The 20,247-nt window shown below is 39.8% G+C and carries 17 protein-coding genes; 7 read left to right on the top strand and 10 right to left on the bottom strand.

The window, feature by feature from the left end:
* Positions 1–37: 37 nt before the first annotated feature.
* The 3 genes from HCG49_RS05695 to HCG49_RS05685 all read right to left on the bottom strand — a co-directional run bounded on the left by HCG49_RS05695 (position 38) and on the right by HCG49_RS05685 (position 3,198).
* On the bottom strand, positions 38–1,066 hold the full coding sequence (locus HCG49_RS05695; protein ID WP_168468576.1) for a rod shape-determining protein: 1,029 nt from the start codon (positions 1,064–1,066) through the stop codon (positions 38–40).
* Between the two features lie 54 nt (positions 1,067–1,120).
* A complete protein-coding gene (purH, locus tag HCG49_RS05690) occupies positions 1,121–2,653 on the bottom strand; it encodes a bifunctional phosphoribosylaminoimidazolecarboxamide formyltransferase/IMP cyclohydrolase (protein ID WP_168468575.1) in 1,533 nt (510 codons plus the stop codon).
* 92 nt (positions 2,654–2,745) lie between these two features.
* Positions 2,746–3,198 (bottom strand): GAF domain-containing protein, encoded by a 453-nt coding sequence (locus tag HCG49_RS05685; RefSeq protein ID WP_168468574.1) that lies wholly within the window; start codon positions 3,196–3,198, stop codon positions 2,746–2,748.
* Positions 3,199–3,341: 143 nt separating this feature from the next.
* Between HCG49_RS05685 and HCG49_RS05680 the strand changes: the two genes are divergently transcribed.
* The 3 genes from HCG49_RS05680 to HCG49_RS05670 all read left to right on the top strand — a co-directional run bounded on the left by HCG49_RS05680 (position 3,342) and on the right by HCG49_RS05670 (position 6,597).
* Entirely contained in the window at positions 3,342–3,758 is a 417-nt protein-coding gene (locus HCG49_RS05680; protein ID WP_168468573.1) for an HYC_CC_PP family protein, read from the top strand.
* A gap of 173 nt (positions 3,759–3,931) precedes the next feature.
* Positions 3,932–6,160 (top strand): TonB-dependent receptor, encoded by a 2,229-nt coding sequence (locus HCG49_RS05675; RefSeq protein ID WP_168468572.1) that lies wholly within the window; start codon positions 3,932–3,934, stop codon positions 6,158–6,160.
* 80 nt (positions 6,161–6,240) lie between these two features.
* Positions 6,241–6,597 carry a heavy-metal-associated domain-containing protein gene (locus tag HCG49_RS05670; protein ID WP_168468571.1) on the top strand — a complete coding sequence of 119 codons (357 nt, stop codon included), beginning with the start codon at positions 6,241–6,243 and terminating at the stop codon, positions 6,595–6,597.
* A 341-nt stretch (positions 6,598–6,938) separates the two neighbouring features.
* Here the strand turns inward: HCG49_RS05670 and groL are convergent, their stop codons facing one another.
* The 7 genes from groL to miaB form a co-directional block, all read right to left on the bottom strand.
* Positions 6,939–8,567 (bottom strand): chaperonin GroEL, encoded by a 1,629-nt coding sequence (gene groL / locus HCG49_RS05665; RefSeq protein ID WP_072764009.1) that lies wholly within the window; start codon positions 8,565–8,567, stop codon positions 6,939–6,941.
* Between the two features lie 99 nt (positions 8,568–8,666).
* Positions 8,667–8,945 (bottom strand): co-chaperone GroES, encoded by a 279-nt coding sequence (groES, locus tag HCG49_RS05660; protein ID WP_072764010.1) that lies wholly within the window; start codon positions 8,943–8,945, stop codon positions 8,667–8,669.
* Between the two features lie 145 nt (positions 8,946–9,090).
* Positions 9,091–9,444, bottom strand: coding sequence for a preprotein translocase subunit SecG (gene secG / locus HCG49_RS05655; RefSeq protein WP_072764011.1), 354 nt, complete (start codon positions 9,442–9,444; stop codon positions 9,091–9,093).
* Positions 9,445–9,447: 3 nt separating this feature from the next.
* Complete coding sequence (locus HCG49_RS05650; protein ID WP_168468570.1) at positions 9,448–10,365, bottom strand: hypothetical protein; 918 nt, start codon at positions 10,363–10,365, stop codon at positions 9,448–9,450.
* A 3-nt stretch (positions 10,366–10,368) separates the two neighbouring features.
* On the bottom strand, positions 10,369–10,887 hold the full coding sequence (locus tag HCG49_RS05645; RefSeq protein ID WP_168468569.1) for an LptE family protein: 519 nt from the start codon (positions 10,885–10,887) through the stop codon (positions 10,369–10,371).
* 1 nt (position 10,888) lies between these two features.
* Positions 10,889–12,160 carry a sigma-54 interaction domain-containing protein gene (locus tag HCG49_RS05640; protein WP_168468568.1) on the bottom strand — a complete coding sequence of 424 codons (1,272 nt, stop codon included), beginning with the start codon at positions 12,158–12,160 and terminating at the stop codon, positions 10,889–10,891.
* Positions 12,161–12,235: 75 nt separating this feature from the next.
* Entirely contained in the window at positions 12,236–13,693 is a 1,458-nt protein-coding gene (gene miaB, locus HCG49_RS05635; protein WP_168468567.1) for a tRNA (N6-isopentenyl adenosine(37)-C2)-methylthiotransferase MiaB, read from the bottom strand.
* A gap of 659 nt (positions 13,694–14,352) precedes the next feature.
* On the opposite strand from miaB, the gene topA reads away from it, so the two are divergent.
* The 4 genes from topA (at position 14,353) to gldL (ending at position 20,203) form a co-directional block, all read left to right on the top strand.
* Entirely contained in the window at positions 14,353–16,854 is a 2,502-nt protein-coding gene (gene topA, locus HCG49_RS05630) for a type I DNA topoisomerase (protein ID WP_168468566.1), read from the top strand.
* Position 16,855: 1 nt separating this feature from the next.
* Positions 16,856–18,013 (top strand): formimidoylglutamase, encoded by a 1,158-nt coding sequence (locus tag HCG49_RS05625; protein ID WP_168468565.1) that lies wholly within the window; start codon positions 16,856–16,858, stop codon positions 18,011–18,013.
* A gap of 113 nt (positions 18,014–18,126) precedes the next feature.
* Positions 18,127–19,485 (top strand): gliding motility lipoprotein GldK, encoded by a 1,359-nt coding sequence (gene gldK / locus HCG49_RS05620; protein WP_168468564.1) that lies wholly within the window; start codon positions 18,127–18,129, stop codon positions 19,483–19,485.
* Between the two features lie 67 nt (positions 19,486–19,552).
* The gene (gldL, locus tag HCG49_RS05615; protein WP_168468563.1) at positions 19,553–20,203 is read left to right on the top strand and encodes a gliding motility protein GldL; all 651 of its coding nucleotides are present in this window, start codon (positions 19,553–19,555) and stop codon (positions 20,201–20,203) included.
* Positions 20,204–20,247: the final 44 nt, after the last annotated feature.

Genomic DNA, 20,247 nt, shown 5'->3' with positions numbered 1-20,247 from the left:
AAAATTTTTCCTAGAAGGAAGTACGTTAATCTAATTGTTATTTGATTAAAATACTCTTGTAGCGATCTAGGTTTTTTAGAGCAATACCAGTACCTCTAACAACGGCTCTTAAAGGATCCTCGGCGATATATACGGGAAGATCGGTTTTTTGGGACAATCTTTTGTCCAATCCTCTTAACATAGAACCTCCACCGGCTAAATAAATACCGGTATTGTAAATATCGGCCGCCAGTTCTGGAGGAGTCTGCGATAAGGTTTCCATTACCGCGTCTTCTACTCTTAAAATGGACTTGTCCAATGCCTTTGCTATTTCACGATAAGAAACGGCAACTTGTTTTGGCTTTCCTGTTAAAAGATCGCGCCCTTGAACAGACATTTCTTCTGGAGGTGTTTGCAAGTCTTCTGTCGCTGAGCCTATCGTTATTTTTATGTTTTCGGCAGTAGTTTCCCCAACATAGAGGTTGTGCTGCGTTCGCATATAGTAAATAATGTCATTGGTAAAAACATCCCCTGCAATTTTAACGGATTTATCGCATACAATTCCTCCTAAGGCAATAACCGCAATTTCGGTGGTACCACCCCCTATATCAACGATCATATTTCCTTTTGGTTGCATGATATCCAACCCAATACCGATAGCTGCTGCCATGGGCTCATGAATAAGGTATACCTCTTTGCCATTCACTCGTTCGGCAGATTCTTTTACCGCGCGCATTTCTACCTCGGTAATGCCTGAAGGAATACAAATAACCAATCTCAATGCTGGGGGGAACCATTTTTTCTTTAAGGCCGGAATGTTTTTAATAAACATCATCAGCATCTTTTCAGAGGCATCAAAATCTGCGATAACGCCATCTTTAAGAGGACGTACGGTTTTGATGTTTTCATGTGTTTTTCCCTGCATCATGCTGGCTTCTTTCCCGACAGCAATAATTTTACCACTAATTCTGTCCCTAGCAACGATCGATGGACAGTCTACGACCACCTTATCGTTGTGAATAATGAGGGTGTTAGCAGTTCCTAAGTCTATTGCTATTTCCTCGGTTAAGAAGTCAAAAAATCCCATTTAATAATTGTTAGGTGTCTGTTTTTTAATGTATAATTCTCTAATGTATTAAATTTAATGTTTAAAATGACGTGTTCCTGTCATAACCATTGCAATTTTATTGTCATTACAATAATCAACACTTAATTGATCTTTGATTGATCCTCCTGGTTGTATAACGCTTGTTACCCCACTTTTATGCGCAATTTCTACACAGTCTGGGAATGGGAAGAAAGCATCACTAGCCATAACAGCTCCATTCAGGTCAAAATTAAAGGACTGTGCCTTGTGAATCGCCTGGTTTAAGGCATCTACACGAGAAGTCTGTCCTGTTCCACTAGCACATAATTGTTTGTTCTTTGCCAAAACAATCGTGTTACTCTTGGTGTGCTTACATAATTTAGAAGCAAAAATCAAATCTTCCAATTCTCTTTCCGATGGTTTCTCGGTAGTTACATTGGTCAGGTCTTCAAGGGTATCGGTCTTATCGTCCTTTCCTTGTACCAATATCCCGTTTAGACATGTTCTTACCGTCGTTGTTGGTAAGGCAGCGTCGTTTTGGATCAAAATAATACGGTTCTTTTTCCCTTTTAGAAGTTCTAAGGCCTCGGCATCATAACTTGGCGCAATTACTACTTCACAGAAAAGTCCGTGAATTTCTTGTGCTGTAGCCAGGTCAATAGTGGTATTACTAATCAATACCCCTCCAAATGCTGAAACTGGATCTCCGGCCAAAGCATCTACATACGCTTGGTGAATAGTGCTTCTTGAAGCCAAACCACAGGCGTTATTGTGCTTTAAGATAGCAAAAGTAGGCTCGTTGTCTTTAAATTCGTTGATAAGGTTCACGGCCGCATCAACATCTAACAAGTTGTTATAAGAAAGTTCTTTTCCGTTCAGTTTTTCGAACATAGCGTCGAAATCTCCAAAGAAGAATCCTTTTTGGTGTGGGTTTTCCCCATAACGCAATACTTGTCCGTTATCTTCACTGATTTTTAAGGTAACCTCTTGTTGGTTTTGGTTAAAGTAGTTGAAGATAGCAGAATCGTAGTGAGAAGAAACGTTGAACGATTTTGTAGCAAAACGTTTTCTGTCTTCCAAGGTCGTACTACCGTTTCCTTTGGTGATTATATCAAGCACTTCATCGTAATCCTTCATAGAAGAAACACAAAGAGTGTCCTTATAGTTTTTGGCAGCCGCTCTGATCAACGAAATTCCGCCTATATCTATTTTTTCAATGATATCTTGTTCTGAGGCACCGCTAGCAACCGTTTTTTCGAACGGGTATAGGTCAACAATAACGATATCCAATTGCGGAATTTCAAATTCTTTTAATTGTTCCTGATCTTTTTCGTTGTCCTGTCGGTTTAAAATACCACCAAAAACTTTTGGGTGTAATGTTTTAACCCTGCCGCCTAAAATAGACGGATAGCTGGTAACGTCTTCCACAGGAACTACATCAATACCTAATTCTTTTATAAACGTCTCAGTACCGCCAGTAGAATAGATGGGTATACCTAGTTCGTTAAACTTTTTTACTAATGGCTCTAGGCCATCTTTATGAAATACAGAAATTAAGGCTGAAGTAGCTTTTTTTGTGGTACTCATTTTTATGTGCTTATTGTTAAGGATTATAAGGACGCAAAAGTAATATTTTGAGCGCAAATAACAGTAGTAATACTAATAATCAATGGAAAGTTTTACAGAATTTCTGCTACTTTCGCATTTATGTATTCCAAAAAGCGCTCATCGGCTTCGGAAAAGGGATCAGCGGTATTAGAATCTATGTCTATTTGTCCTATGTTTTTGCCATTGACAAACAATGGAACTACGATTTCGGCTTTTACCGTTATACTACATGCTATATAGTTGTCCTGTGCTTGCACATCGGGGACAACAAAATTTTGATTGGATACAGCAACCTGTCCACAGATACCCTTGCCAAAAGGAATAATCGTATGGTCTGTCGGTGCCCCGGCATAAGGACCTAGTTTTAGCTCGTCCTTGTCTCCATTTTTAAAATAAAAGCCTACCCAATCGTAATATGCTACATTTTCCTGTAGTAAATCACAAATGGCTTGTAGTTTTTCGGTGGTATCTATTTCTTTATCCGCCAGGATAAGCGCAACTTTTGGCTGTAATGCTTCTAACATAAAATAAATTTGTTCAAAAATAAGGCTAATTCAAAATCTTTTTATGTTAATGCCCCTAAAATTAAGTTGATAAACTAGCTAAATTTTAGTTAATGTTATTTGGAGGATTCCTAATTTTGCACTTATTGTATACTTTAGCACTTATGAAAGGAAAGGCTTTTAGGATCTTGGCGAGCGTGATGGCATTTTTGATGCTACTCTCTAGCGTGTCTTGGACCATAGAAAAGCACTACTGTATGGGAAGCCTTATCGATGTTGCTTTTTTTCATAAGCCCGATAGCTGTGGGGTGCCTTTAAGCGATTCCAATGTATCCCAAACTGTGATCAGGGATCTCAATGCCTGTTGCAGTAACGAAATCATAAATATTCCTGGACAAGAGGAATTAAAATTGTCTTCCGGAAGTTTTGATTTAGATCAACAAGTATTCCTTTCTGCATTTGTTTTCTCCTATTACAACTTATTTAAAGTAGCTTCGGAACGTCTTGTTCCCTTCAACGATTATCAGCCTCCAATGGTGGTCAAGGACATTTGTGTGCTGGACCAGGTTTTTCTAATTTGATTTTTCAGGGTTTTAAGTAAGGTGCTTGCCGTTTTTTAATGGGGAGCATGACTTGGTGTTTTATCAAGTGAAAATTATTTTTAATAAATTGAAAAATCCAAGGTGTCCTTATAAATAAAGCTTTCTACGGCTATATGGTACCTTGATTACGAAAACTATAATACTAAAACTCAATGAAATTTTATATATTTTTATTGTTATTGCTTCCTTGTGTGGCCTTGTCGCAAAATAAAGTAGAAGGAAGGATTAACGAAGCCAATGCCGAAAATAAACCCATGGGACTTTCTGGTGCCAATGTGTATTGGTTGAACTCTCCGATAGGTACGGTCACCAAGGACGACGGTAGTTTTGTGATACCTTTTGATGCTGCGTATTCGCACTTGGTCATTAGTTATGTGGGTTTTGAGACCGATACCTTAAAGATAAGTGCCCCTGTAAAGGTGCAACATTGGATGCGTCCTTCAAACTCCTTGAACGAGGTCGTTGTTCAGCAGAAAAGGGAGGCTGTTCAAAAGTCTTTCTTCAGCACTCAAAATGTGGTCACCATTAATAGCGCGGAACTGCTAAAAGCGGCTTGTTGTAACCTGTCGGAAAGCTTTGAAACTAATCCGGCCATAGATGTAAATTTTTCCGATGCCCTCACCGGGACCAAACAAATACAAATGTTGGGACTCACCAGTCCATATTTGTTAATTACCCAAGAGAACATACCTATGGTGCGGGGCGCTTCTCAGGCCTACGGGTTAACCTTTACCCCAGGGACATGGGTAGAGAGCATTCAGATAACCAAAGGGGCCGGGAGCGTAGTCAATGGCTATGAGAGTATTTCGGGCCAGATTAATACCGAATTGGTAAAGCCTTTTACCGATAATGCTTTGTTTGTGAATGGCTATGCGAATTTAAACGGCAGGTTAGAATTGAACACCCATTTTAATAAAAGACTGACCGATAAATTAAGTACCGGACTCTATGTTCATGGCAGCGAAAGGAGAATGAAGGAAGACGAGAACAATGACGGATTTTTAGATGCTCCTTTGGGCAACCAGATCAATGTTTTAAATAGATGGCAATACCAAAACGCAGAGACAGGTTGGGTCAGTTTTTTAAATGTACGTTTTTTAAATGATGAAAAGCAACTGGGCGAAACCCGCTTTGATGCCGATACAGATAAGTTGACAACAAATGCATGGGGAAGCGAGATCGATACCAGAAGGTTCGATGCTTCGGTGAAATTGGGGTATGTATTTCCCGAACTTCCTTTTCAGAGCCTAGGCTTTCAGGCAGCGTATAACATTCATAAGCAAGATTCTTATTTTGGCCTTAACCAATATAATATTGATCATGAGAGTTTGTACAGTAACCTAATGTTTAACTCTATCATCGGCAATACCTTTAATAAGTTTAAAACGGGGCTTACTTTTGCCTACGACGGGTATAACGAATTGGTAAATGTGCAAGATTATGCTAGAACCGATAAGTCTGTCGGTGCCTTCTTTGAATATAGTTATGATAACCAAAAGGCCTTAAGTTTAACAGCAGGAATACGTATAGATACCCATAATGCCTTAGGGACTTTTATTACGCCAAGGGCACATATACGATATATTCCTTGGGAGAGAGCTACCCTTAGGGCTTCCGTAGGCCGTGGGAAACGCGCAGCGAATATTTTTGCAGAAAACCAACAGTTGTTCGGATCCTCGAGGCAAATAATTGTAGAGGGGGGTAACACGGGTATTTATGGGTTGCAACCAGAAGACGCATGGAACTATGGCGTGAGTTTTTTACATGGATTTAGGTTGTTTGATAGGCCGGGGAGTATATCCTTGGATTATTATGTGACCGATTTTAAAAATCAGGTGGTCGTAGATTGGGAGCAGAAGCAAGAAGTATCTTTTTATAATTTAGAGGGAAAGAGCCAGGCCAACAGTTTTCAGATAGAAGTAAACCACGAAATCTTGAAAAATGTGGAATTAAGAACTGCCTATAAATTTTACGATGTTAGCACCGATTACAAATCGGGTACTTTACAAAAGCCTTTACAGGCACAGCATCGGTTTTTTGCGAATTTGGGATATGCTACCAGCGCGAACGAAAGGGGAGGGCAGTGGCGTTTCGATTATACCCTGCATAGTTTGGGGAAACAACGATTGCCTGCCAGTAGTGCTGCTTCAGAAACGATGAATGCATATTCTCCTACCTACAGTCTGATGAATAGTCAGATTACCAGGGTTTTTAATTCGCAATTTGAGATATATGTAGGCGGGGAAAATTTAACTAATTTTACCCAAGAACATGCGGTGATGGGTGCCGATAATCCATTCGGCCCCGATTTTGATACCACTATAGTATATGCGCCAATTATGGGGCGAATGTTCTATGCAGGGTTTAGGTTTAAAATATAACGGAACGATTAGGCCCGGTGGTCTAATTGAATAAGAGATAAGTAAGTGTATTTATAAAGTAATATTTAAAATAAAGAAAGATGAAAAAAATAATTTTAGGATTGGTATTTGCTTTTGTTTCTGTGGTAGTGAGCGCACAGGAAAAGAACAAAAAAATGAGTTTTGAAGTCGATGGAAAATGCATCATGTGTAAAGAACGTATAGAACAGGCGGTATTGGGCGTAAAAGGAGTAAAGTATGCTTCTTGGGATATTCCGACACATGAATTATCCTTAATCGTAGATGAGCGCAAAACGAATGCGATGAAAATAAAATCGGCTATTGTTGCCGTTGGGCACGACACCAAAGAACTAAAGGCTACGGAGGAAGTATACGATAAGATACATCCTTGCTGTAAGTACCGAGAAGATAATACTGATGATAGTGGACATCACTAGGGGTGTCTAAAAAGTAAAGGGGTGATTCCCGGGGCGGTTAGATCGGTCCGGGGAAGCCTCTTTTTTTAAAGGGTAGCTTAGGGTTCCCTATTTTCAAGAGAAGTAAAGGGCTAGGATTTTTCTCTTAGTTCATTATTTTGCGTTAGGGATCGCAGCGGCATCCCCGCAGCATCGCAAGGGATATAGCGAAGCGCCCGACCGACGTAGGAGGGAACGCCCAAAGCGGTATGGTTAAAGATATCGGGAATTGAATTTTTTCCCAAACTTTTATAAAAATAAAAACCGTCTCTGGAATTCCAAAGACGGTTTTTTTGCGTTTTAAGGCATGTTGTAGTGTGCTACTACATCATTCCAGGCATTCCGCCACCCATTGGAGGGGCAGCAGGAGTGTCTTCCTTAATATCTGTTAAAGCACATTCGGTAGTTAAGATCATACCTGCAACAGAGGCAGCATTTTCCAAGGCTACTCTAGTTACTTTCTTAGGATCTATAATACCTGCTTTAAGCATATCTACATAAGTTTCTGTTTTGGCATCGTATCCAAAATCACCAGAACCGTCCAATACTTTAGCGACAACCACTGAACCTTCTCCACCAGCGTTTTCAACGATAGTTCTCAAAGGCGTCTCAATAGCTCTGGCTACAATTTGCAATCCAGTTGCCTCGTCAGCATTTAGGGTTTCGATAGCGGCAAGGACAGCTTTAGCTCTTACCAAGGCAACACCACCACCGGCAACGATACCTTCTTCTACAGCAGCTCTAGTAGCGTGCAATGCATCGTCTACCCTGTCTTTTTTCTCTTTCATTTCTACTTCAGAAGCAGCACCTACGTAAAGAACAGCAACACCACCGGCTAATTTAGCCAAACGCTCCTGTAATTTTTCCTTGTCGTAATCTGATGTAGTAGACTCTATTTGAGATTTAATTTGGTTTACTCTTGTTTTGATAGTTTCAGCATCGCCAGCACCGTTCACAATAGTAGTGTTGTCCTTATCGATAGAGATTTTCTCACAAGTACCCAACATATCCAAGGTAGCATTTTCCATAGTGAAGCCTCTTTCTTCGGCAATCACGGTACCACCTGTTAGGATAGCGATATCTTCTAACATTGCTTTTCTTCTATCTCCAAATCCTGGAGCTTTTACAGCGGCAATTTTTAAAGATCCTCTTAATTTGTTTACTACCAAGGTAGCTAGGGCTTCCCCGTCTACATCTTCAGCAATGATCAAAAGTGGTTTTCCTGATTGTGCCACTGGTTCTAGTATTGGCAACAAATCTTTCATGGAAGAAATTTTCTTGTCGTATAACAAGATGTAAGGGTTCTCCAAATCGGCCGTCATTTTTTCAGAGTCGGTTACGAAGTATGGAGAAAGGTATCCTCTGTCGAACTGCATTCCTTCAACAACGTCTACATAGGTATCTGTACCTTTTGCTTCTTCTACGGTGATAACACCTTCTTTTCCTACTTTTTCAAAAGCTTGGGCAATAAGGTCACCAATAGTTTCGTCGTTATTAGAAGAGATGGCAGCAACTTGTTTGATTTTTTCTGAAGAATCGCCTACTTTTTTGGTTTGTTTAGACAAATCTTCTACGATAGCCTCAACAGCTTTGTCGATTCCTCTTTTAAGATCCATTGGGTTAGCACCGGCAGCAACGTTTTTTAAGCCTTCTTTTACGATAGCTTGTGCCAAAACAGTAGCGGTAGTAGTTCCGTCACCGGCCAAATCGTTGGTTTTAGAAGCAACTTCCTTTACCATTTGCGCACCCATATTTTCTAATGGATCTGCCAATTCGATTTCTTTAGCTACAGTAACACCATCTTTTGTGATGTGTGGTGCTCCGAATGATTTGCTAATGATTACGTTTCTACCTTTTGGTCCTAAGGTTACTTTTACAGCGTTTGCCAAAGCATCGACACCTCTTTTTAGGCCGTCTCTTGCTTCGATATCAAATTTTATATCTTTTGCCATATTAAATATTCTTTTTTGTTGCCTGAGTATACAAGCAACGAATGTGATTAATTAGTTGATTTGAATTCGTCCTTAGCTTTTGCTAGAAAGAAAAACAGATTATATGATTGCTAAGATGTCGCTTTCGCGCATCATCAGGTATTCTGTGCCTTCAAGTTTTAATTCCGTACCGGCATATTTCCCGTAAAGAACTGTGTCTCCAACAACAACGGTAACTTTTTCGTCCTTTGTACCTGGACCAACAGCAACAACTTTACCTTTTTGTGGTTTTTCTTTTGCGGTATCTGGGATATAAAGACCTGAAGCAGTCTTTGTTTCAGCAGCCATAGGCTCTATAAGAACTCTATCCGCTAACGGTTTAATGCTAAGTTTAGCCATTTTATTAGATTTTTATGATTTAATAGTTTTGCATTAACATGGCAGAAATTATGCCATCTGTATAAAACTGACACTTTGTTAAAACAAAAATGCCAGCTTGTCATTAAAGCTGGCATTTTTTATATGTTATGTACGTGTAGTCTTGTTATTCTGCACTGTCCTGTGGTGTTTCCAATTTAGTGGCAGGTGCTACTGGTTGCGCTTGCTCAGTTTTGGTTTCGACAGGGGCGCCATTCAGTAATTTTGAATCGTTACCGCTAAAATTTCCTTTTACGGCCACGTTCGAAAGTAAAATAAGCACAACTAATAAAGTTGCTAATGTCCATGTACTCTTATCTAAGAAGTCGCCTGTTTTCTTTACTCCTCCTACGACTTGGTTACTGGCTCCAAAGCTCGAAGATAGTCCGCCTCCTTTAGGGTTTTGTACCATTATTACAAGCATTAATAATAAGCAAACCAAGATGATAAGTGCCAAGAATATTGTAAACGTTGTATTCATTCTCTAAAGGTTTTCGTGTTGTATTTTTTCTATCTCTTTTATTCGGTCAGCAAAGAAACTACTTTTTTCTGGATATTTCAAACTTAAAATCTTATAAGCCTGAATTGCTTTTTTATATTTCTTCTGTTCTAGATATACTTTTGCCAGGGTAACGGTCATTAATTGATTTTGATCAAAGGTGACAGAGTCGGCAATATTTACCTTGGTGGTATTTTCTTTAGGTACTATTTTGGGGTTGTTCTCAATGAATTTATCGATGAGTTCAAACTTTTTGGTCTTAAGGCTATTCATCTTTTTTTGTGAAGCGTTTTCCTTGTTGGGGCTAGGTGGGTTGATAGTTTCTCTTGTTACTGGTTCTTGATTGGTTAATTGTAACCATTCCCCGAAGGAATATTTTTCTTTTTTTGTAAACGGCAAAGGCTGTCCGATCTCCAGTGTATCCTCAACTTTTTTTTTATCCTCCGCTATAGTTTGGTCTATTTTGGGATCCTTGGATTTAAAAAGGGAAGGGTCTAGGATATCGTCTGCATCTTTTTTGCTTCTTGGCAGGGGTTCGTCTTCCGAGGTTTCTATAAGGGCCTTGCCTTCCTTAAAATCCTGGACAAGCTCTTCCGAAACAATTTCGGTGTCGTTCAAGGAGGTCGATTTTCCCGAAATAGCATCTGCAATGCCATTTTGAAGAAAATCTTTGGAGGTAATAAAGTCGAACAATATATCCCGGTCTGCCGTGTAGGCTGCCGTAATTTTTAGGGCATTGTTGTATTTAAAACTGTTTAGGTTTTTGAGTCCTTTTAAATGTAAAGCTCTTGCCGCCTGAAAATATGGGTACTCGGCCAGTACATCTTCTAGGTGATTTGTCTGTACAGGGGTAACCACCTTGTCGGGGTGTTGTAATAGATATGTAAAGTCCTGTACGTTCATAGTTTACCAGTCGGCCAATGATTTGTTAAAAATATCTTGTGTAATACGCTCAAAAATAATTTGGTGTGCCTCGTCTTTTACCGTAGCTAACTGTGAGTTTGCCGGATAATCGAAAAAGAATGAAAATCGTTGTTCAAAATCTACATTATCCTTGGTATTGTTAAAAAAACGTACCTGTACGGCAATGCTCAAACGGTTTTGTGCGGCATTTTGTTGTGCGGTAGCCGACATGGGCGATACGCGGTACTCAACAATTTCGCCTTCGTACAATAGGTCTCCATTGGCCTTGACCAAGTCTAGACTGGTCTGGTTTAGGATTAAATCTTGTAAGGCTAGGGTGAAATCCCTGTCTACTCCCGGTTCAAAGGTAGATCCCGGATTTTGGGAGGCGTAATTTTGGAAATAGTTTACCTGAAAGGTTTTTGCGGTTCCTACGTCCCCGCCCGTAAAATTATATATTCCGCAACCCATAGCCGTTGCAAGGACCATAAGAAGGAGTAATTGGTTTTTTATTTTAAGCATTTTAAAGGTCGTATTGTTTGATTTTTCTATAAAGGGTGCGTTCTGAAATTCCTAATTCTGTTGCTGCCGCTTTTCTTTTTCCCTTGTTTCTTTCCAGCGATTTTTTAATAAGTTCTATTTCCTTGTCGTGTAAAGATAAGGTTTCTTCCTCTTCAATTTCCTCGGCAAAATGATACTTGTCTTCAATCACAGGTTTGTTTACAACGGGCTCTCTAGGCGGCTCGGGTAGTTGCAAAACATTAAGTTCCGAGCTATCTTCCTCATCGTTATATTGCTTTTCTCTTTCCCCGTAAATTTTTCGGATCAGGTTTTCGTTTTCTTCCTGTACCTTTTCCGTATCATTATTTTTAAGGATCTCTAAAGTTAATTTTTTTAAATCGTTCAAGTCACTTTTCATATCAAAAAGTACCTTGTACAAAATTTCGCGTTCATTGCTAAAATCACTTTCTTTTTTCTCCTTGGCTACAATAGCCGGGAGATTGGTATTAGAGGAGTTTGGCAAATAATTGTTCAGGGCTGTCATGGTGATGTTTCTGTCTTTCTCCAAGACAGAAATTTGTTCCGCAATATTTCGCAATTGTCGAATGTTCCCTGGCCAACGATATTTTATGAGCAGCTGAATGGCATCATCGGCTAACCTAATGGTAGGCATTTTGTATTTCTGGCCAAAATCGGAGGCAAATTTTCGGAAGAGGATGTGGATGTCTTCTTTTCGTTCTCGCAAGGGTGGAATATTGATTTCCACGGTACTTAAACGATAGTACAAGTCTTCTCTGAATTTTTCGTTTTTAATGGCTTCAAACATATTTACGTTTGTTGCCGCTACGATTCTAACATCGGTTTTTTGAACTTGTGAGGAACCTACTTTTAAAAACTCCCCATTTTCCAGCACCCTTAATAATCGGACTTGGGTGGTCAGGGGCAGTTCACCTACTTCATCCAAAAAGATGGTACCTCCATCGGCAACTTCAAAATAACCGCTACGGGTAGCGGTAGCTCCGGTAAATGCTCCTTTTTCGTGTCCAAAAAGTTCACTGTCTATAGTTCCTTCAGGAATAGCACCACAGTTGACAGCGATATATTTGGCATGTTTCCTGTGCGAAAGGGAATGGATGATTTTAGGGATAGCTTCCTTTCCAACACCACTTTCACCAGTGACCAATACAGAAATGTCCGTAGGGGAAACCTGGATAGCTTTTTCTATGGCACGATTGAGTTTTACATCGTTGCCAATGATTTCAAAGCGTTGTTTTATAGATTGAATCGATTCCATATTCTTAATAGAAATATTAGGCTGACCTTAAAATGTTGTTAAGTGAATTTTGGGGTTTCAAATCAGGTCCTGATTTTAATTGTTGTCCGAGAGACCTACTGCAGTACCTAATAGGGTACCAGAAGTACAGTCGGTAATTTTTACCAAAACAAAATCCCCAACCTTATAGTTTTCTTTAGGGAAAACCACCACAGAGCTTTGGGAGTTTCTTCCCATCCATTCCTGATCCGATTTTTTGGAGGTTCCTTCGATGAGGACCTCTTCTATTTTTCCTATATGCTGCTTGCTCCTAAAGTGTCCGTGCGTGCGTTGTAAGGCGATAATTTCTGAAAGCCTTCTGCTTTTTGTCTCTTCGGGCACATCGTCTTCCAGGTTACGGGCAGCGGAGGTGCCTGGTCTTTCGGAATAGGCATACATATAGCCAAAATCGTACTGTATTTCTTCCATCAAAGACAAAGTGTCCTGATGGTCTTGTTCGGTTTCTGTTGGGAAACCAGTAATCATATCTTGTGAAATAGAGCAGTCTGGGATGATGGTTTTAATATTTTTTACTAGTTCTATATATTCTTCACGAGTATGCAGGCGGTTCATTTCCTTTAAAATTCTATTGCTACCGCTTTGTACGGGAAGGTGAATATAGTTGCAGATATTTTTGTGCTTGGCTACCACTTTAACAACATCCAAGGTCATGTCCTGTGGATTAGAGGTAGAGAAGCGGATTCTTAATTTAGGTTGTGCTACGGCCACCATGTCTAGTAGGTCCGAAAAGTTTACGGCAGTAGCTTTCTGCATATCCGAGGCTTTTACAAAGTCTTTTTTAAGACCACCGCCATACCAAAGGTAGCTGTCTACATTTTGGCCAAGAAGGGTAATTTCTTTAAAACCTTTTTCACATAGGTCGTTTACTTCTTCTAAAATAGATTGTGGGTCGCGACTACGTTCTCTTCCTCTGGTGAATGGCACCACGCAAAAAGTACACATATTATCACAGCCACGGGTAATGGAAACAAAGGCCGTAACTCCGTTTGAATTCAGTCTGACAGGTGCAATATCGCCATAGGTTTCTTCCTTGGACAAGATTACGTTTACCGCATTGCGGCCATCATCAACTTCTTGTATTAGGTTGGGAAGGTCTTTATAGGCATCAGGGCCAACGACCATGTCTACAATTTTCTCCTCTTCAAGTAATTTTGTTTTAAGACGTTCTGCCATACAGCCTAGAACTCCCACTTTCATGTGCGGTCTTGTTCTTTTAACGGCATTGAATTTTTCAAGACGTTTCCTTACGGTAAGCTCTGCTTTCTCACGGATAGAGCAGGTGTTTACCAAAACAAGGTCTGCGTCTTCCAATTCCTGAGTGGTACTAAATCCTTCTTGGGAAAGAATGGAAGCAACAATTTCACTGTCCGCAAAATTCATGGCGCATCCATAACTTTCTATATACAGCTTGCGGCTGCTATTAGGTTTCTTTTCGATAGATAAGGCAGTGCCTTGTACAGATTCATCTATGGTCTTTTCCTCGTTATTGTGCATTTGTCTTAAACTTTAAGGGTTTGCAAAGATAGCACTATATAGAGAGTTGTGACAAATTGACAGTTAAATATTTCTCAAAAATCAATAGGAGTTATAAGATTGCGATTGGTAAATAAGGGGCTGAAAGCTGGTTTTGTGCAATGGGTTTTTTAATTTCGAAGCTGCCTCGTATTTTGCGTATGCAGATATTTATTGTTTTTTTAAGGGGCATATGCAAGTCGCACTTGCGAGCAGTTGTAGGCCACGCTCGTTTTAGAAATTGGTTTGTCCTTATAATAAGGTCATACTTATTTAGAAAATCCGTTCGGTCTTATAATTAAGGTGTGTTTAACTTTATAAAAATATCGGTTGCGATTTTTATGAAGAAGTGGGTGTAGTAGACTACTGTAAGACTTGTAGGTTTGGAAGAGCAGTGTTGAAAATGTAAAATCTAATTCCATTGAAGACGATGCGATAAAAATTAGGGAAAAGAGAAGAAGTTTTTTACATTGGAGGAATCTAAAAAAAGAGGCGTTTTTTAAAGGGCTTTTCAGCGAGGCAATTGGAATAAAAAAGCTGTGAAATACAGCTTTAAAAAGGGGTTGTTTTTAGGGCGTTAGGAAATGATAATCTTATAAATAAAAAAATTGGTATACTTTTGTGTATCCAAAAACAAGTTAATGGCAAAGAATTTAGTAATCGTAGAGTCTCCGGCTAAAGCGAAAACAATAGAGAAATTTTTAGGTAAAGATTTTAAGGTAGAGTCCAGTTTTGGGCATATTGCCGATTTGCCTTCTAAAGAATTGGGGGTGGATGTCGATAATGATTTTACACCTAAATATATTGTTGATAGCGATAAAAAGGCCCTTGTTAAAAAATTAAAGGATTTAGCGAGTAAGGCAGAAACGATATGGTTAGCGAGTGATGAAGACCGGGAGGGTGAGGCCATTTCTTGGCATTTGGCCGAGGAGCTTAAATTGGATAAAGACAAGACCAAACGTATTGTTTTTAACTCCATAACCAAATCGGCCATTCAAAAGGCAATTGAAAATCCAAGGGAGATCAATTTTAATCTAGTAAATGCCCAACAGGCAAGAAGGGTATTGGATAGATTGGTAGGATACGAACTTTCGCCAGTTTTATGGAAAAAGATCAAACCGGGTCTTTCTGCCGGTAGGGTACAATCTGTGGCGGTGCGTTTAATTGTAGAACGTGAACGCGACATAGAATCCTTTACCCCGGAAGCTTCTTTTAGGGTAGCAGCATCGTTCAAAACTGCTGAAGGCAATGTGTTCAACGCAAAATTAAATAAGACTTTTGCCAGTAAAGAAGAGGCAGAAGCCTTTTTAAAGCAAAATATAGGGGCTAATTTTTCTATTGCCAGTTTAGATAAAAAGCCGGCCAAGAAATCCCCGGCCGCTCCTTTTACGACCTCTACCTTACAACAGGAAGCTTCGCGAAAACTGTATTTTTCGGTTTCCAGAACCATGCAGGTGGCCCAACGTTTGTACGAGGCCGGACTTATTACGTATATGAGAACCGATAGTGTCAACCTTTCAAAAGAGGCCCTTGACGCTGCTAGGGAAGCCATTATTTCCAATTATGGAAAGAAATATAGTAAGGAAAGAAATTTTACGGGCAAATCTAAGGGTGCACAGGAGGCTCACGAAGCCATTCGCCCTACAGAAATGACCAATCAATCGCCATCCTTAGAAAGGGACCAGGCTAAATTATACGAACTTATTTGGAAACGTACCTTGGCATCTCAAATGAGCGATGCAGAATTGGAACGTACCAATGTCAGGATAAAAACAGATACCCATAATGAAGCCTTTACGGCCAATGGGGAGGTGATTAAGTTTGACGGTTTCTTAAAAGTTTACTTGGAAGGAACCGATGATGAGGACAATGCCGAAGAGCAAGAAGGAATGCTTCCTGCCATGAAGGAAGGGGAAGAGATATTGAATAACCATATCACTGCTACCGAACGTTTCTCTAGGGCTCCTTACAGATTTTCTGAGGCTTCTTTGGTTAAAAAGCTCGAAGAATTGGGAATTGGAAGACCGTCGACCTATGCGCCGACAATCTCTACCATTCAGAATAGAGGATATGTAGAAAAGGGAACCATAGAAGGGGTAGAACGAAAATATGTTCAGCTTGTTCTCGAGTCAAATAAGGTGGCTACCAAGAACCTTTCGGAAAATGTAGGGTCGGATAAAGGTAAGATGGTGCCTACAGATATAGGTGTTATTGTAACCGACTTTTTGGTTAGTCATTTCGAAGGTATATTAGATTATCACTTTACGGCTAAAGTAGAGGAGGATTTTGATGAAATTGCTTCCGGAGATGAGGATTGGAAGAAAGTGATGAAAGAATTTTACAGTGACTTTCATCCTAAAGTATTGCATGTAGAAGAAAATGCAGATAGGGCCAGTGGTGAACGTATTTTGGGTACCGATCCCAAAACGGGGAAACAAGTTTCTGTACGTTTAGGGCGTTTTGGACCCATGGTACAGATAGGAACTGTTGATGACGAGGAGAAACCGACCTTTGCGAGCTTGTTGCCAGAGCAGTCCTTGGCTTCCATTAGTTTTGAAGAGGCAATGGAGTTGTTTAAACTACCGAGATCCCTAGGCGAATATGAGGGGGAAGAAGTAGAAGCAAATGTGGGAAGATTTGGACCTTATATCCGATTTGGAAAGAAATTTATTTCTTTGGATAAAGACGAGAGTGCCATGGATATAGGTATGGATAGGGCCATTGAACTTATAAAGGCAAAACAAAAAGCCGATGCTCCTATTGCCGAATACGAAGGTCATGAAGTGACCAAAGGAGTAGGTAGATTTGGTCCGTTTATAAAATGGAACGGGATTTTTATTAATGTAAGCAAGAAATACGATTACGACAATCTAAGTAAGGCCGATATCGAGGAGCTTATAGAAGTAAAAAAACAAAAGGAGATAGACAAGGTTGTCCAGGATTGGCCCGAAGAAGGAATCAGAATAGAAAAGGCCCGATGGGGAAGGCATAATATTATAAAAGGGAAAATAAAGGTTGAGTTGTCGAAGGATATCGATGCTGCCAATTTTCCGCTGAAAGAGGCGATTGCTCTGATAGAGAAAAAGACGCCTAAGAAAAAAACAAAGGCAAAAGCAAAACCAAAGCCTAAGGCTAAAAAATAATATGGCATTTGATTTTTTGGTACCTGTTAGTGAACAGGTATTGGACCATTGTGAACAATTGCCTTCCCAAGCATTGGGAAGGCATATTAATAAGCATACTGCTCGTTATGGGCTACCAGAATTAGAGACGGTACATCTTGCTATTTTGGGGGTGAACGAGTCTAGGAATGCACTAGAGACCAAATCCGAGCGATTGGATTTATCCCAGATCAGATTGCAGTTATATGCGCTGATGAAGGGGAATTGGAATACTTCTATAGTCGATTTGGGAGATATAGAAGAAGGGAATTCTATAGCAGATACCTATTTTGTGGTGAAAGAGGTAGTGGCCCAACTGTTAAAAGACAATATAGTTCCTGTGGTAATAGGGGCAACCCAAGATATTACCTATGCTACCTATAGGGCCTTTGACGGTTTGAAAGAAATGGTCAATTTGGTGGCCATTGATAGTAGGTTCGACTTTGGGATGGACGAAAATATTATTTCTACTCATTCTTATATGAGTAAAATTATTACCGACAAGCCCAATAATCTTTTTAATTTTTCCAATATAGGCTACCAAAGCTATTTCAATTCTCAGGAAGAAATAGACTTAATGGATCGGCTTTTTTTTGATGCCTATAGGCTTGGCGAAATAATTTCGGATATTAGCTTGGCAGAGCCGGTGCTTAGAAATGCTAATCTGGTGAGTATGGATGCCCGCGCTATAAGATCGGCAGATATAGGGTATTCCGATAGTTTTTCTCCGAACGGATTTACAGGGCGCGAAATCTGTGCCATTGCTCGTTATGCCGGAATTAGTGAAAAAGTGTCCGTATTTGGAATCTACGAAATAGAAAACTCAAATCAGTCTTTTCAGTTGATGGCACAAATCATCTGGTATTTTATAGAAGGCGTGAATTTTAGGATAGTGGAAGAGCCTACTAGTGAAAGCAATGATTTTAGCAAGTACACCGTTCCTACCGAAGATAGGTCGTTGGTCTTTTTTAAAAGTCATCTTACCGAAAGATGGTGGGTAGAAGTGCCTTCTGTTTTAAGTTCCCATACTAAAATATATTCACCGGCGTTATTACCGTGCACTAAGGCCGATTATTTAGAGGCCTGTAACCAGAATATTCCTGAAAGATGGTTTAAAGCCTATAAAAAAGGATTTAATTAATCAATTAATTTTAAGAGGATAGATTGTTTTAAACAATAAATTATTTAAAAAGCAGTTTTAAGAATAGTAATTGTGTTGGCATTTATAATCATAATCGAAATTTAACCTAAAGTATGAAGAAGCTATTGTTGTTATCTATAGCATTTGTTTTTTTACTCGCAAGTTGTGGGTCCAAGACAAAAGGAGAACTAGTCGGAGTCAAGGGAAAAAAATGGTACCCCGAAAAGCCTTATGGTATGGAGTTAATCCCACGTGGATCTTTTATCATGGGTAAGGCGGAAGAGGATATGGCCCAAGTTCTGAATGCACCTACAAAAACCGTTACCGTACGTTCTTTTTATATGGATGATACGGAAATTACCAATAGTGAGTACAGGCAGTTTGTAGAGTGGGTAAAAGATTCTATCACCAGAACTAAATTAGCCATTCTTGCCGATGAATTAGGACTAGGTCCTGACGATGGCGGTATTGGAAGATATGCCTTTAAAGATGCCGATACTACAAGGGCATCCGTATATGATAAGTATATGCTCGATAATTATGCCGGAATGGGCACTACAGGTTATGAGGAAAGAGCTCTTAATAAAAAGATAGATCTTATTTGGGACGTAGCTAAATATCCGGATGAATATTATGCGGAGATTATGATCGATTCTATTTATCTACCCCTGGAAGATTCTTATAATGGCCTAAGTTCTATCGATGTTAAAAAACTAAAGTATAAGTACAGTTGGATGGATATCGAAGCAGCTGCACGCGCAAAATCCGGTAAAAGAAAAGATTTTATTCGTCAGGAAGAGCTTAACATATATCCAGATACAACGGTATGGATTAAGGATTTTGAATATTCTTATAACGAACCCATGCACAACGATTACTTTTGGCACGATGCCTATAGCGACTACCCTGTAGTAGGGGTTACTTGGCAACAGGCAAAGGCATTTTGTAACTGGCGTACCAAGTATAAGAATGACGACCAAAAAAGCAAGGGGAAGCAATTCGTGAACCAATTTAGACTACCCACGGAAGCCGAATGGGAGTATGCCGCCAGAGGGGGTATCGAAGGAGGTACCTATCCTTGGGGAGGGCCTTATGTGATAGGGGATACAGGTTGCTTCATGGCAAACTTTAAGCCTAACCGTGGCGACTATGCTGCCGACCAAGCACTGTATACCGTAGAGGCAAAGTCGTATGAGCCCAATGATTACAATTTGTACAATATGGCCGGAAACGTATCGGAATGGACGAACAGTAGTTATGACCCAAATTCTTACGCCTATGTTTCTACCATGAACCCTAATGCCGGGTCTAACCAGAATGCCAGAAAGGTTATTCGAGGAGGATCATGGAAAGATGTTGCTTACTTCCTACAAGTAAGTACCAGGGATTATGAGTATCAGGATTCTGCCCGTAGTTATATCGGTTTTAGAACCGTGCAAGACTATATGGGAGAGGAAGATGCTACCAGATAAAAGCATAACATTTAACCTACGTACCAAATACTTATTATTTATATAACCTAATTAAAAATCTAAAATCATGGCGCAATCAAAATCAACAAAAAAATTATTTAATATGGCCTATGGCCTTGGAGCTTCGGTGGTAATTATTGGAGCATTGTTTAAAATTCTTCATTGGCAATTTGGCCCCCTTACGGGCGGATTATTATTGGCGGTAGGTCTTATAACCGAGGCATTAATTTTTGCGATAAGTGCTTTTGAACCTGTAGATGACGAATACGATTGGTCTTTGGTATATCCAGAGTTAAACGGAGGAGCTTCCGCAGGGAAAACCAATGCCATTGCCGAAACCAAAGAAGCAGAAGCCTCCTTGTCTAAAAAATTAGACGACTTATTAAAAGAGGCCGGGGTAGATGCCCACCTTATGGAGAGTCTAGGTTCGAGCATTAGAAATTTTGAAGGCGCAGCCAAAGGGATTGCCCCAACAGTAGATGCTATGGAATCTACAAAGAAATATTCTGATGAAATGGTCCAGGCGGCAGCGCAAATGGAATCCTTAAACAGTCTGTACAAAGTACAATTGGAAAGTGCCAGCAGACAAGCGACCATTAACGAAGAAGTAGTTCAGAATTCTAGCGCCCTAAAAGAGCAAATGCAATCGTTGGCTACCAATTTGTCGTCCTTAAATGGAGTGTATGGAGGAATGTTATCTGCCATGAACAGAAACTAGTTAGTGGTTATCATAACCAAACCCAAATCAATTTAACAATTAAA

The sequence above is a fragment of the Arenibacter sp. 6A1 genome, from assembly GCF_012272855.1.
Lineage (GTDB): Bacteria > Bacteroidota > Bacteroidia > Flavobacteriales > Flavobacteriaceae > Arenibacter.
The sequence above is the reverse complement of the archived record's forward strand: the minus strand, read 5'-3'. Positions and strand labels throughout refer to the sequence as shown.